Annotated in this window: 11 protein-coding genes, 1 tRNA gene and 1 pseudogene; 4 read left to right on the top strand and 9 right to left on the bottom strand. The window is 71.2% G+C overall.

Annotated elements, in window-relative coordinates; genetic code table 11:
* Positions 1 to 134: 134 nt before the first annotated feature.
* Both OO52_RS08895 and OO52_RS54525 read right to left on the bottom strand, forming a co-directional pair.
* Positions 135 to 1,595 (bottom strand): ice-binding family protein, encoded by a 1,461-nt coding sequence (locus tag OO52_RS08895; protein ID WP_030643117.1) that lies wholly within the window; start codon positions 1,593 to 1,595, stop codon positions 135 to 137.
* 366 nt (positions 1,596 to 1,961) lie between these two features.
* Positions 1,962 to 2,144: pseudogene (locus OO52_RS54525) on the bottom strand (acyl-CoA desaturase); the annotation flags it as partial.
* Positions 2,145 to 2,495: 351 nt separating this feature from the next.
* Between OO52_RS54525 and OO52_RS51440 the strand changes: the two are divergent.
* The gene (locus OO52_RS51440; protein ID WP_167347903.1) at positions 2,496 to 2,654 is read left to right on the top strand and encodes a hypothetical protein; all 159 of its coding nucleotides are present in this window, start codon (positions 2,496 to 2,498) and stop codon (positions 2,652 to 2,654) included.
* Between the two features lie 531 nt (positions 2,655 to 3,185).
* Here the strand turns inward: OO52_RS51440 and OO52_RS08885 are convergent.
* Positions 3,186 to 3,259: transfer RNA gene (locus OO52_RS08885), tRNA-Thr, on the bottom strand.
* Positions 3,260 to 3,466: 207 nt separating this feature from the next.
* On the opposite strand from OO52_RS08885, the gene msiK reads away from it, so the two are divergent.
* From msiK to OO52_RS08870, 3 genes are all read left to right on the top strand, one after another.
* On the top strand, positions 3,467 to 4,603 hold the full coding sequence (gene msiK / locus OO52_RS08880) for a diacetylchitobiose ABC transporter ATP-binding protein MsiK (RefSeq protein WP_030643119.1): 1,137 nt from the start codon (positions 3,467 to 3,469) through the stop codon (positions 4,601 to 4,603).
* A gap of 218 nt (positions 4,604 to 4,821) precedes the next feature.
* Positions 4,822 to 5,283, top strand: a complete 462-nt coding sequence (locus OO52_RS08875; protein WP_030643120.1) for a hypothetical protein — start codon at positions 4,822 to 4,824, stop codon at positions 5,281 to 5,283.
* Between the two features lie 102 nt (positions 5,284 to 5,385).
* Positions 5,386 to 6,117 carry a nucleotidyltransferase family protein gene (locus OO52_RS08870; protein WP_030643121.1) on the top strand — a complete coding sequence of 244 codons (732 nt, stop codon included), beginning with the start codon at positions 5,386 to 5,388 and terminating at the stop codon, positions 6,115 to 6,117.
* A gap of 75 nt (positions 6,118 to 6,192) precedes the next feature.
* On the opposite strand, the gene OO52_RS08865 is transcribed toward OO52_RS08870, so the two are convergent.
* From OO52_RS08865 to ispD, 6 genes are all read right to left on the bottom strand, one after another.
* The gene (locus OO52_RS08865) at positions 6,193 to 7,878 is read right to left on the bottom strand and encodes a DoxX family protein (RefSeq protein WP_030643122.1); all 1,686 of its coding nucleotides are present in this window, start codon (positions 7,876 to 7,878) and stop codon (positions 6,193 to 6,195) included.
* Between the two features lie 150 nt (positions 7,879 to 8,028).
* Positions 8,029 to 8,970: a 23S rRNA (guanosine(2251)-2'-O)-methyltransferase RlmB gene (rlmB, locus tag OO52_RS08860; protein ID WP_030643123.1), complete on the bottom strand. Its 942-nt coding sequence runs from the start codon at positions 8,968 to 8,970 to the stop codon at positions 8,029 to 8,031.
* An 88-nt stretch (positions 8,971 to 9,058) separates the two neighbouring features.
* Positions 9,059 to 10,462: a cysteine--tRNA ligase gene (cysS, locus tag OO52_RS08855; RefSeq protein WP_030643125.1), complete on the bottom strand. Its 1,404-nt coding sequence runs from the start codon at positions 10,460 to 10,462 to the stop codon at positions 9,059 to 9,061.
* An 83-nt stretch (positions 10,463 to 10,545) separates the two neighbouring features.
* On the bottom strand, positions 10,546 to 10,950 hold the full coding sequence (locus tag OO52_RS08850) for a PPOX class F420-dependent oxidoreductase (protein WP_030643127.1): 405 nt from the start codon (positions 10,948 to 10,950) through the stop codon (positions 10,546 to 10,548).
* Positions 10,951 to 11,006: 56 nt separating this feature from the next.
* Positions 11,007 to 11,504, bottom strand: coding sequence for a 2-C-methyl-D-erythritol 2,4-cyclodiphosphate synthase (gene ispF / locus OO52_RS08845; RefSeq protein ID WP_030643129.1), 498 nt, complete (start codon positions 11,502 to 11,504; stop codon positions 11,007 to 11,009).
* Positions 11,494 to 12,246 carry a 2-C-methyl-D-erythritol 4-phosphate cytidylyltransferase gene (ispD, locus tag OO52_RS08840; RefSeq protein ID WP_030643131.1) on the bottom strand — a complete coding sequence of 251 codons (753 nt, stop codon included), beginning with the start codon at positions 12,244 to 12,246 and terminating at the stop codon, positions 11,494 to 11,496. Before ispD ends, ispF begins: the two co-directional genes overlap by 11 nt.
* Positions 12,247 to 12,330 lie beyond the last annotated feature (84 nt).

Raw genomic sequence — 12,330 nt, 5'->3', positions numbered from 1 at the left:
CCGTCCACCCTGCCTTCTCACCTGTCGCTGTCCGGCGCCTGGGGTTTCCGTGGACTCGCGCCGGCGACGCGCGGCGGAATCGAGGTCCCGCCGCGCGCCGTCATCTGAGGAAGGAACTTCGCGAAGTCCGTCGCCTAGTCCTCGTGGCTCTTGTCGCCTTCGTGGACCCCGGACCCGTCGGAGCCCTTGGAGCCCTGGTGGCCCTTGGAGTCCCCGTAGTCCATGTAGTCCTCGATCTTCGGCTTACTGCCGTAGCCGTAGCCGTTGTGCACGTCCGGCTTCTCGCCATGGCCGTGGCCGGGCTTGCCGTGCACGCCCTGGTGCTCATCACCCGGCTTGCCCTGGTGGGAGTCGCCACCATGGCCCGGTCCGCCCGGCGCGCCGCCGTGCCCGCCACCGGCGGTGTTGCCCGCGGTGTTCCCGGCGCTGTTGCCCGCGGAGTTACCAGCGGTGTTGCCCGCGGTGCCGGCACCCCCGGTGACGAGGGGGCCGCCCAGGAGGCCGCCGCTGATCACACCCCCACCGGTCGCACCGAGAATGGTGCCGTTCGTCAGTCCACCCGTGCTGGTCCCACCGGTCGTTCCGGCGGTGGTGGTTCCGGCCGTGGTGCCGGTGGTGGTTCCGGCCGTGGTGCCGATGGTCGTCCCGGCCGTGGTGCCGGTGGTCGTCCCGGCCGTGGTGGTGCCGGCGGTCGTCCCGGCCGTGGTGCCGGTGGTCGTCCCGGCCGTGGTGGTGCCGGCGGTCGTCCCGGCCGTGGTGGTGCCGGCGGTCGTCCCGGCCGTGGTGCCGGTGGTCGTCCCGGTCGTGGTGGTGCCGGTGGTCGTCCCGGCCGTGGTGCCGCCGGTGGTGCCGGTGGAGCAGGAGCCGAGGAAGATCCGGTTCGTGTCAAGCGTCACGGCACCATTGCGTGCCAGCGCCCGGCCCTCGATATTCGTCCCCGTGGTCACATGGATGTCCGTCAGAGCCATGATGGTGCCGACGAAGGTGGAATTCGTGCCGAGAGTGGCCGAACTGCCGATCTGCCAGTACACGTTGCACGGCGAGGCGCCGTTCGTCAGGAGAACCCGGCTGGAGGACGCCGTCGTCAGGGCCTCCGGAATCTGGAACACCCAGACCGAATTCGGGTTCCCCCGGGCGTCCAGAATCAGATCACCGGTGAGCCCGACACCGGAGGAAGCGGTGTAGACACCCGGAAGCAGGGTGGTGCCGTTGCCGATTCCCGCCGCGAGCGCGAAGTCCGTGGCCTGGCCGGCCGCGTTGTTGTACGCCGTGACCAGGTCGGACTTGGCCTGGAGCGCCACCGCGTCAGCGGCGTGCACCGCTCCGAGTACTTCGCCGGGCGGGAAACCGGTGATGGCCGGGTTCGGGTGCGTCCCGAGATCGTGGCCGATCACCGTGGGGCCGGTGTTGGTGACTCCTGCACCCGCCAGGACGGAGAAGCTCGCGGCGGTGGCCAGCGGTACGGGCGTGGCGATGGCGACTGCCTGCGTGGGCGACAGGACGACCATCGCGGCGGCCACCGTCGCGGCGAGGGCCGAGGCCAGCAAGCCGGGCAAGGTGCGGCGGCGAGCCGTAAGGGGGATCTTCAGCTTCATCAAGAGGCCAATTTCTGTGGGGGCCGTGGCATACCGGGCCCTAACCAAACGCCCGGGGAGCCTTGATCTGATGGCGCATATTACGGAGGAATCTTCAGGCATCCACAGAAGGCGAGGGAATTTCGCGATTTCCAATCGTTAAGCCCTCGAATGCGGGCCAATTATTAGGGAATGCATACTTCCGATTATCCGGCGCGTTCACCCGGATGCGCGGATGAATCCGCTCCCGGGGCCGCTTTCGATCGAGGCGGCCCTGCCTGCCCCGCGGTCTCCGGTACGCGGAGTGCTTCTGGTGCCTGGGGTGCCGGCACCGAGCAGGGAAGGTGCGACCCGGTTTCCGCCGGGAGGGCTCGTGCGCCGGAGGTTCCGGCGCAGGTTGGGGCTGGGCACGCTGGGGAACAGGCGGTGCTCGATCCGATGGTTCAGCCCGCCCAGCGCGACCTCGGTGAACCAGCCGCCGCGCACGTTGCGTGAGGTGAGCACTTGGCGATGCAGGAAGTCCGGGCGGTCTTTCCCCGTCAGGATCGGCATGCCCAAGCGCGACGGCGATCCACCCGCCGACGTAGAGCACGGCCACCACTGTGATCCGCAGTGCGCAGTAGCCGGGACGGCGTCCCAGCAGGCCGGCATCAGCTCCCAAGGCGGTGCCGAGCCATCTGCCTCCTCCGGAGAGAGATTGCGGCAGCGCAGGCCCTTTGTCCGGATCGGCTACCTGCCAGGCCGGCCTCACTCCATGACAGGACAGGCAGGGCTTCCTGGCCGATCAAAGCGGTTTTCTGGCCCGCGATGGGTCCGGACCCCAGCAGGCGGGCACTGCCAGGGGTGGCACATTACTTGTCCGGATACGTTGCGACAGGGGGTCAGCGGGGGTCACAGTCGGAGGGGGCCCTGGAGGCGACCGTGACGGTTCTCGCGATGTTTCTTCTCACCATCGGGGCGATTTTGATCCTGCTCGGGACGCTCCTGGTCGTCGTCGGGGCAGTTGTGATCTTCATGGGGGTTGTCCTGATCGCCATCGCTGCCTTCCTGCTGATCCGGAGAGCGCTGAGGCGCCGATAGAAAGAGCGAGGCTGAGGCGACTGTCTGCGCGTGCGGGTCAGGCGGTGGACGCGGTCCTGTCCGCGCCGAGGGCGAGGCCGGGGACATAACATCGGATCAGGCCGAATGCGTCGACCTGACCTTGACGCGTGGCCGGCTGGTCCACGGGGACCGGGACCGGGTGCGGAGTGCTCCACGTGCGTCCCGTAGGACCCGTCCTGTCCCCGGTGACCGCTCTGTTCTGTCGCCGGCCGTGAGGGCGCCACCAGCGCGTGCCTGAGTCGCAGCAGGGTGGACGCGATCGCCGCCTTCCAGGCGTCGGCCGGACAGCGTGCCCACGCGGCCGGCGCCGACCTGAAAGAGACACTCGGTCGAACGAGTGATGGCGGGGAGCCTGAAGCCGAGCGAGACGCGACCGGATTCCGGGGGAACCGCAGCCCGGCCGGGCAATGGCGCCGCATCCGCTCGCGCGAACGGCCCCGGACGACGAGTCCGAGGCCGCACGGAACGCCTGAAACGGGGGGGACCCCCAGTTCAGCGCGGTATGGAGAGAGCCCCCTGTCGGATTCGAACCGACGACCTTCGCTTTACAAGAGCGGCGCTCTGACCAGCTGAGCTAAGGAGGCGTGCACCTGGGTGCCCGTGCAGTGTACCCAGGTCTCGGGGCCGTCCCGTCGAGAATTTCCGCGAAGTTCACATGGGTCCAGGTACTGACAGATCGAGTGAACGCCAGGTACCGTCTCGATCCAGTTCACTCGCGTGGACTACACCAACCACCTTCCTACAACGGATCGTCCGGCACGTTCCTGCCGGTAGAAGGGGGCCCATTCACCATGGCCACAGTCACGTTCGACAAGGCGACCCGGATCTACCCGGGTTCCACCAAGCCCGCCGTCGACGCACTCGACATCGCGATCGAGGACGGCGAGTTCCTCGTCCTGGTCGGCCCGTCCGGTTGCGGAAAGTCCACCTCCCTGCGGATGCTCGCGGGCCTGGAGGACGTCAACGGCGGCGCCATCCGCATCGGTGACCGCGACGTCACGCACCTGCCGCCCAAGGACCGGGACATCGCCATGGTGTTCCAGAACTACGCCCTCTACCCGCACATGACGGTCGCCGACAACATGGGCTTCGCGCTCAAGATCGCCGGCGTCAACAAGGCGGAGATCCGGCAGAAGGTCGAAGAGGCCGCGAAGATCCTCGACCTCACCGAGTACCTGGACCGCAAGCCGAAGGCGCTCTCCGGTGGTCAGCGCCAGCGTGTCGCCATGGGCCGCGCGATCGTCCGCGAGCCGCAGGTCTTCCTCATGGACGAGCCGCTGTCCAACCTGGACGCCAAGCTCCGCGTCTCCACCCGTACGCAGATCGCGTCCCTCCAGCGCCGCCTCGGCATCACCACCGTCTACGTCACCCACGACCAGGTCGAGGCCATGACGATGGGCGACCGCGTGGCCGTGCTCAAGGACGGCATCCTCCAGCAGGTCGACTCGCCGCGGAACATGTACGACAAGCCCGCGAACCTCTTCGTCGCCGGCTTCATCGGCTCCCCCGCCATGAACCTGATCGAGGTCCCGATCACCGACGGCGGCGTGAAGTTCGGCAACAGCGTCGTCCCGGTCAACCGGGACGCCCTGAAGGCCGCCGCCGACAAGGGCGACCGCACGGTCACCGTGGGCGTGCGTCCCGAGCACTTCGACGTGGTCGAGCACAACGGCTCCGTCGCCGCCTCCCTGTCCAAGGACGCCTCCGACGCCCCGGCCGGCCTCGCCGTCTCCGTGAACGTCGTCGAGGAGACCGGCGCCGACGGCTACGTCTACGGCACCGTCGAGGTCGGCGGCGAGACGAAGGACCTCGTGGTCCGCGTCAGCAGCCGCTCCGTCCCGGAGAAGGGCTCCACGCTGCACGTCGTGCCGCGGCCGGGCGAGACCCACGTGTTCTCCACGTCCACCGGCGAGCGGCTGTCCGACTGACGGCCTCCGGCATCGGAAGGGCCCCGCGCGCTCGGCGTGCGGGGCCCTTCCCGCTTGGTCCCGTCGTCGGGTCGCGTCGCGGGGTCTCGCAGTTGATCTCGTCGTGGATCTTGTTGTGGGGGCTTCGTCAACCCGTTACCCGGAAATCAGCGCCTTCTCATCCCCCATAAGAGTGACTCAATGTCTCCAAATCATCACTGGGCGCTACCCTCACACGCGTGAAGCACTCCACCACCCCACAGACGCGACGTGGCCATCGGGGCGGCCCTGCCCGCCGGATCGGCCGCACTCTCGCCCTCGTCCTGCCCGTCGTCCTGGTGCTCTCCGGGACCCTCGCGGTCACCCGGGTCAACTGGACGGGGAGCCCCTCCAGCTCGGTGCTGGCCGCCTCCGACATCTCGTCGGCGGAGGTCTCCGCCAAGAAGGTCACCCGCGCCCCGCAGGACGTGCTCCGCGACCAGCTGATGACCGAGCTGCAGCACAAGAACCCGGGGGTGGTCCTCACCCACCTCCAGCAGGCCGTCAACGGCCGCCCCTCGCTGGCCCGGCACTGCTCCTCCATCGCCCGTGCCCTCGGCAGGGCCGCGGTGCACATCTACGGCGCCTCGCGCGCCCAGTCGTACGCCCGCCCGGTGTGCGACACGGCCTTCGCCTCGGGCGTCCTGGCCGCGCACAGCTGAGCACCGGGGACCAGCCGGTTCCCGGTGAGAACCGGGTAACGGCTCCCGAAGGAGCGCGTTGCCGCCCGCGAACAGCCGTGGGGCGCCACGTACAGTGCGGTCATGACCCATCCGAACGCCGCGTCGCGCCCCACTCAAGCCGTGGTCCTGGCCGGTGGCCAGGGCTCCCGGCTGCGTCCGTACACCGACGACCGGCCCAAGCCGATGGTCGAGATCCCCGGTACGGGCACTCCGATCATCGGCCACCAGCTGACCTGGCTGGCCGAGGAAGGTGTGACGGACGTCGTGGTCTCCTGCGGCCACCTCGCCGACGTCCTGCAGAAGTGGCTGGACTCGGCCGACCTTCCCGTCTCCGTCACCACCGTCGTGGAGACCGAGCCCCTCGGCCGCGGCGGCGGCCTGCGGTACGCGGCCGCCCGTCTCCCCCACCCCGACCGGGCCTGGTACGCCACTAACGGGGACATCTGGACGCGGTTCTCCCTGCGGGACATGGCCGACTTCCACACCGAGCGGGGCGCCGTGGCCACGCTGGCGCTCGCCCGGCCGCGGATTCCGTGGGGGGCCGTGAAGACCGACGGGTTCGGGCACATCACCGACTTCATCGAGGCGCCGCCGTCGACGTTCGAGATCAACGCGGGTGTCTACGTGTTCTCGCCGGAGTTCGCCTCCCTGCTGCCCGAGCGCGGGGACCACGAGCGGACCACGTTCCCCCGGCTGGCCCGGGAGAAGAAGCTGGCCGGGTTCCCCATTCCGCAGGGGGCGTACTGGCGGGCCATCGACACGGCGAAGGACCTGACGGAGGCGGCGAAGGAACTGGCCGCTCTGGGACGGTAGCCGGGCGCGGGTGCCCGGGAGTTGGAAAGGCCCCGTACCTCCCTCGGTACGGGGCCTTCCTCCTGTCCTGTTCCTTCAGCCCAGCAGGCCGCCCACCAGGCCGGGCTGGCCGCCCGTGGACGTGCTGCCGCCGCCCGAGGACGTGCCGCCGCCCGTCGTAGAGCCACCGGTGCTCGTGCCGCCGCCGCCCGTGCTCGTCGGGCCCGCCGTCGTGCTGGGGGCGCCGCCCGTCGTCGGGGACGTCCGGCGGGGCGGGACCTGGCCCGTGGTGCCCTGTGTCTGGGTCGGGGTCGTGGTGGTGGTGCCGGAGGTGGCCCGGCTCGTGCCCGGGGTCGTCGCCGCCCCGGAGGGGCTCGCGCCGGCCGTGGCGCCGCCCGTCGGGGAGCTGGAGGCCGCCGGGGTCTTCTTGTGCCGCGTGCCGGGCTCCTGCGGGAGCGGGGAGCCGGGAAGCTGGTTGCGGGGCGCCTCGCCGGGGCCGGGGACGACCACGCGGCTGGAGTCGCGGACCGCACCGCCCAGCAGGGAGCCGATGAGCAGGGTCAGGCCGACCGTGATGACCGTGATCAGCGCGCCGCGGCGCAGGACGTAGCGGCGCAGCTCCCAGATGTCGGCGCGGGGGCCGAGACGGCGCCAGGCGCCGCCCGCGAGGCGGCCGTCCACGGAGTAGACGGGGGCGCCGGCGATGATCAGCGGGGACCAGGCGGCGAGGTAGATGATGTCCGGGGCGTCGTAGACCGGGACGGTCTTCCAGCTGACGGTGACGATCAGCGCGGCGGAGAGCATCGCGCCGACGACCGCGGCGACACGCTGCCAGCAGCCCAGGATCGTCAGGACGCCGACGACGACCTGGAGGAAGGCGATGACCAGGCCGGAGCCGACCGGGTGGTGCAGGGCGAACTGGCGCAGCGGCTCGGCGACGTCCCAGGGGTGCAGCGTGTTGAGCCAGGTGACCATGGAGCCGCGCTTGCCGCCGTCGAAGTAGACGGGGTCGCACAGCTTGCCCATGCCGGCGTAGATGGAGATGAAGCCGAGGAAGACGCGCAGCGGGAGGAGGACGACACCGAGGTTGAGCCGGCGGCCCGGGTAGTAGGCGTGCCGGGCCGGGTCGTCGCCGTGGCGCTTGCCGGTGCGCGGGGCGTCGGCGTCGGGAACGAGGTCGGTGTCGGTGTCGGTGTCGTCCGGGTAGGCGGCGTACGGCTCGTGGTCGTCGGGGTAGCCGGGGTCGTCGTAGGCGCCGACGGCCGTGCGCATGTGCGGCAGGAGGCGGGTGCCGTCGATGTCGGGGGCGGTGCGCTGGTGGCCGACGACAGGGGTCTCGACGGTCCGGTCGCGTTCGTCGTAGGTGTCGGCGTAGCCCGTCTGGACGCGCGGGATGACCTGGGTCGCGCCGGCCTCGGGCTCGTCGGCGTGGCGGACGCTGCTGCCCCGCACGGCCTGGAGGAGCCGGTGGGCGCCGGTGTCGTCGGGGGCGGACTTGCCGCTCCACACGACGGGGCGGCGGCGGCCGGTGGCACCGGCCCGGCCCGCCGTGCCCACGACGGGCATCCGGGCGGTGTCCTGGGTGGCGCTCAGATGCCGGGCGATCCGCGGGGATTGGGTGCGCTTGGCCGCCGCGCCCAGCTGCACGCGGAAGCTGGCGTGATTGACGATGACCTGCGCCGGATCGCTCGGCACCTTCACCATGCTCAGCGCGGGAGCGTCGTCGAATCCCGACGAGCGGTCCCCCGTGGGTGTGCGGGGTGTTCTGGTGTCCACACTCATCTAACCGAGTGACGTGGCGTTAGGACACTGCTTTGACCGCCCGGATGTGTCCGGACCCCGTCAAAGCGGGCGCGAGCGCCATATGGACGCCTGAATTACCCCGCAAGGGTGAACTTCCGGACGGGTGTTCAGGCCCGTCCGGACGGTTGTTCAGCTCCGCCTGCGTGCGGCCTCGTACAGCACGATCCCGGCGGCGACACCCGCGTTGAGGGACTCGGCGCCGCCCGGCATCGGGATGCGGACGCGGAAGTCGCAGGTCTCGCCGACCAGGCGGGACAGGCCCTTGCCCTCGCTGCCGACGACGATGGCGACCGGGCCCGCCAGGGCCTCCAGGTCGCCGAGTTCGACCTCGCCGTCCGCCGCCAGGCCGACCACCGTGAGGCCGGCCTTCTTGTAGGCCTCCAGGGCCCGGGTGAGGTTGGTGGCGCGGGCGACCGGCGTACGGGCGGCCGTACCGGCGGAGGTCTTCCAGGCGCCGGCGGTCATGCCGGCCGAGCGGCGCTCGGGCACGACCACGCCGTGGCCGCCGAAGGCGGAGACGGAACGGACGACGGCGCCGAGGTTGCGCGGGTCGGTGACCCCGTCCAGGGCCACGACCAGCGGGTCCTCGCCCTCCTCGGCGGCGGCGTCGAGCAGATCCTCCGGGTGCGCGTACTCGTACGGCGGGACCTGGAGGACGAGGCCCTGGTGGTTGAGGCCGTTCGTCATGCGGTCCAGCTCGGGACGCGGGGCCTCCATGAGGTTGATGCCACCGCGCTCGGCGGCGAGCTGGAGGGCCTCGCGGACGCGCTCGTCGTTGTCGATGAACTGCTGGACGTAGAGGGTGGAGGCCGGGACGCCCTCGCGGAGCGCCTCGACGACCGGGTTGCGGCCCACCACCAGCTCGGAGGCGGACCTGCCGCCGCCCCGGCGCTGCTGCGAGCGGCCCTGCGCGCGGCGCGATTTGGCCGCGGCGGCGCGCTGCTTGGCGTGCCCCTTGCGCATCTCGGCGGGCGGGGTCGGGCCCTTGCCCTCCAGGCCCCGGCGCCGCTGGCCGCCACTGCCGACCTGCGCGCCCTTCTTGCCGGACATGCGACGGTTGTTCGCGGCCATGACCTACCTGTCTTCGTGAGCTTTCGTACGTACGTCTTATGCAGTGTGCCGCCCGGACGGCCGGGCGGCACAATCGATCAAGCGGGGGCTAGCGCGGGCCGAGGCTCCAGCGCGGGCCCTGCGGGCTGTCCTCGATGACCAGCCCGGCCTGGCCGAGCTGGTCGCGGATGGCGTCGGCGGTGGCCCAGTCCTTGCGGGCGCGGGCGGACTCGCGCTGGTCGAGGACGAGGCGCACGAGGCTGTCGACCACGCCGTTCAGGTCCTCGCTCCGGTCGCCGCCCTCACCGGCCCAGTGCGGGTCGAGCGGGTCGAGGCCGAGGACGCCGAGCATGGCCCGCACCTCGGCGAGCCGGGCGACGGCCGCTTCCTTGTCGTCGGCGGCCAGTGCGCTGTTGCCCTGCCGGACGGTGGTGTGCACAACGGCGAGGGCCTGCGGGACGCCCAGGTCGTCGTCCATCGCCTCGGCGAAGGCGGGCGGGACCTCGGCGGCCGGCTCGACCGTCTTCCCGGCCAGCTCGGTGACCCGCTGCACGAAGCCCTCGATCCGCGCGAACGCGGACTCGGCCTCGCGCAGGGACTCCTCGCTGTACTCGATCATCGAGCGGTAGTGCGGGGTGCCCAGGTAGTAGCGCAGCACGACGGGCCGCCACTGCTTGACCATCTCACTGACCAGGACGCTGTTGCCGAGCGACTTGGACATCTTGTCGCCGGCCATGGTCACCCAGGCGTTGTGCACCCAGTACCGGGCGAAGTCGTCGCCGTAGGCCTTGGCCTGGGCGATCTCGTTCTCGTGGTGCGGGAAGATCAGGTCGAGACCGCCGCCGTGGATGTCGAAGGCGCTGCCCAGGTACTTGTGCGCCATGGCGGAGCACTCCAGGTGCCAGCCGGGGCGCCCCGGTCCCCACGGGGTCGGCCAGGTCGGCTCGCCCGGCTTGGCCGACTTCCACATGGCGAAGTCGCGCGGGTCCCGCTTGCCGGTCTCGCCCTCGCCGGACGGCTGGAGCAGGTTGTCCAGCTCCTGCCGGGACAGCTCCAGGTAGTGCGGGAAGGACCGTACGTCGAAGTAGACGTTGCCGTCGGCCTCGTAGGCGTGCCCGCGCTCGATGAGACCCCGCATCATCTCGACCATCTCGGTGATGTGGCCGGTGGCGCGGGGCTCGTAGGTCGGCGGGAGGCAGCCGAGGGCGGTGTAGCCCTCGTTGAACGCGCGCTCGTTCTCGTACCCGATCGACCACCAGGGCCGGTCCTGCTCGTGGCTCTTGGCGATGATCTTGTCGTCGATGTCGGTGACGTTGCGGATGAACGTCACCTCGTAGCCGCGGTACGCGAACCAGCGGCGCATGATGTCGAAGTTGAGGCCCGAGCGGATGTGGCCGATGTGCGGTGCGGCCTGCACGGTGGCGCCGCACAGGTAGATCGAGACACAGCCCGGCTTGAGCGGGGTGAAGTCACGGATCTGCCGGGCGCTGGTGTCGTACAGGCGAATGGTCACCACTCCAGGGTAGTGGGCGGCGGGCAGTGCCATGCGCCTTCCCACCGGGAAACCGCTTCACCGCCCGGCCGCGCCCCGCCGCCTCACAGCCTGCCGACGACCTTCCGCGGCCGGATCCGTACGACCACCCGCTCGGCGTCCTGGCCCGACGCCGGGTTGAAGTCCGCGTAGTCCTTGCCGGTGTACTTGCGGCTGAGTGCGTCGATCAGTTCCTGGCCGCCCTCGGTCGTGGTCTCGGCGGTGCCGCGGATCTCGGCGTACTCGTACGGCTCGTCGGGGTTCACGACGACGACCGTCACCCGGGGCTCGCGCTCCAGGTTCCGGTACTTGCGGCGGTCGACCGTCGTGGAGACCAGCAGGTCGTCGCCGTCGCGCTTCACCCACACCGGGGACATCTGCGGGCTGCCGTCGGGCTGGACGGTGCCGAAGACGACGAACACCTTGCCGTCGAGCACGGACTTCAGGCGGTCGGACAGTACGGCGGACATGGGCACCCTCCGGAATACACGATCACTGGTCGTCGTGTGGGTACCCTGCCACGCCGTCAGCTCACGCGCACCACGAGTGCCGTGGCCACCGCCATCAGCCCCTCCTCGCGGCCCGGGAAGCCGAGCCCGTCGGTCGTGGCGCCGGAGACGGACACGGGCGCGCCGGCCGCCTCGGAGAGGATCTTCTGGGCCTCGTCGCGCCGCTTGCCGATCTTCGGGCGGGGTCCGATCACCTGGACGGCGACGTTGCCGATGGTGAAGCCTGCCGCGCGCACGATCCGGGCCGCCTCGGTGAGCAGGGTGACCCCGGACGCGCCGGACCAATCGGGGCGGCCGGTGCCGAAGTGCTGCCCCAGGTCGCCGAGCCCGGCGGCGGAGAAGAGGGCGTTGCAGGCCGCGTGGGCGACGACGTCGGCATCGGAGTGGCCGGCCAGGCCGGGCCCCTCCCCCTCCCACTTCAGGCCCGCGCACCACAGCTCGCGGCCCTCCTCGAAGGCGTGGATGTCGGTGCCGATGCCGACCTGGGGGAGCACGAAGCCGGCCTCAGAAGCCATCGGTCAGCCTCCTGCGGGCCAGGACCGCCTCGGCGAGGATCAGGTCGAGGGGCCGGGTCACCTTGAAGGCCTCCTCGTGTCCGGGGACGGCCACGACCGGCAGCCCGAGCTGCTCCACCATGCTCGCGTCGTCGGTGACGTTCTCGGTGACGGTCTCGTGGGCGCGGACCAGGGTCGCCCGGTCGAAGCCCTGCGGGGTCTGGACGGCGCGCAGCCGGGCCCGCTCGGGGGTGGCGACGACCGGCTCGGGGTCGCCGATCACGTCCGCGGGCGCGACCTCCTTGACCGTGTCGGCCAGCGGCAGCGCGGGCACCACGGCGGGGGCGCCGTCGCGTACGGCCTCGATGACCGCGTCGACCGTGTCCACCGGCACGAGCGGCCGGGCCGCGTCGTGGACGAGGACGATCCGGTAGTGCGGCGGCAGGGCGCCCAGGCCGATCCGGACGGACTCCTGGCGGGACGAGCCGCCGGGGACGACCTGGAAGTCCGTCCGCTCCGGCAGCGCGTGCGCGTCGAGCAGGGACTTGACCTCCGCGGCGCCGTCCGGCGGGGCCACGACGATCACCAGCGAGACATGGCGGGACGCGGCGAGGGCGCGGACCGCGTGGATGAGCATGGGCGTGCCGTTCAGCGCGCGGAGCGCCTTGGGGGCGCCCGGACCGAGCCGCACGCCCCGGCCGGCGGCCGGAATCACGGCGGCGACGGGGGTCTGCGCGGGCGTGGGGCGCGATTCGTCAGACATCGGTTCCTGTCAGGTTTGTGTGCTCGACCTAGGTGGGTATGGCCTGGAGGAGTGCCGGGCGCGACGCCTTGACCGGACCCTTTC

The organism is Streptomyces flaveolus, assembly GCF_000716535.1.
GTDB classification, from domain to species: Bacteria; Actinomycetota; Actinomycetes; order Streptomycetales; family Streptomycetaceae; genus Streptomyces; species Streptomyces flaveolus_A.
This window is presented reverse-complemented; position numbering and strand designations above follow the sequence as displayed.

Bases quoted from the DNA above. Each gene is read 5' to 3' on its own strand.
- OO52_RS08895 (WP_030643117.1), bottom strand. From the start codon at position 1,595: ATGAAGCTGAAGATCCCCCTTACGGCTCGCCGCCGCACCTTGCCCGGC.
- msiK (WP_030643119.1), top strand. From the start codon at position 3,467: ATGGCCACAGTCACGTTCGACAAGGCGACCCGGATCTACCCGGGTTCC.
- OO52_RS08870 (WP_030643121.1), top strand. From the start codon at position 5,386: ATGACCCATCCGAACGCCGCGTCGCGCCCCACTCAAGCCGTGGTCCTG.
- OO52_RS08865 (WP_030643122.1), bottom strand. From the start codon at position 7,878: ATGAGTGTGGACACCAGAACACCCCGCACACCCACGGGGGACCGCTCG.
- rlmB (WP_030643123.1), bottom strand. From the start codon at position 8,970: ATGGCCGCGAACAACCGTCGCATGTCCGGCAAGAAGGGCGCGCAGGTC.
- OO52_RS08850 (WP_030643127.1), bottom strand. From the start codon at position 10,950: ATGTCCGCCGTACTGTCCGACCGCCTGAAGTCCGTGCTCGACGGCAAG.
- ispF (WP_030643129.1), bottom strand. From the start codon at position 11,504: ATGGCTTCTGAGGCCGGCTTCGTGCTCCCCCAGGTCGGCATCGGCACC.
- ispD (WP_030643131.1), bottom strand. From the start codon at position 12,246: ATGTCTGACGAATCGCGCCCCACGCCCGCGCAGACCCCCGTCGCCGCC.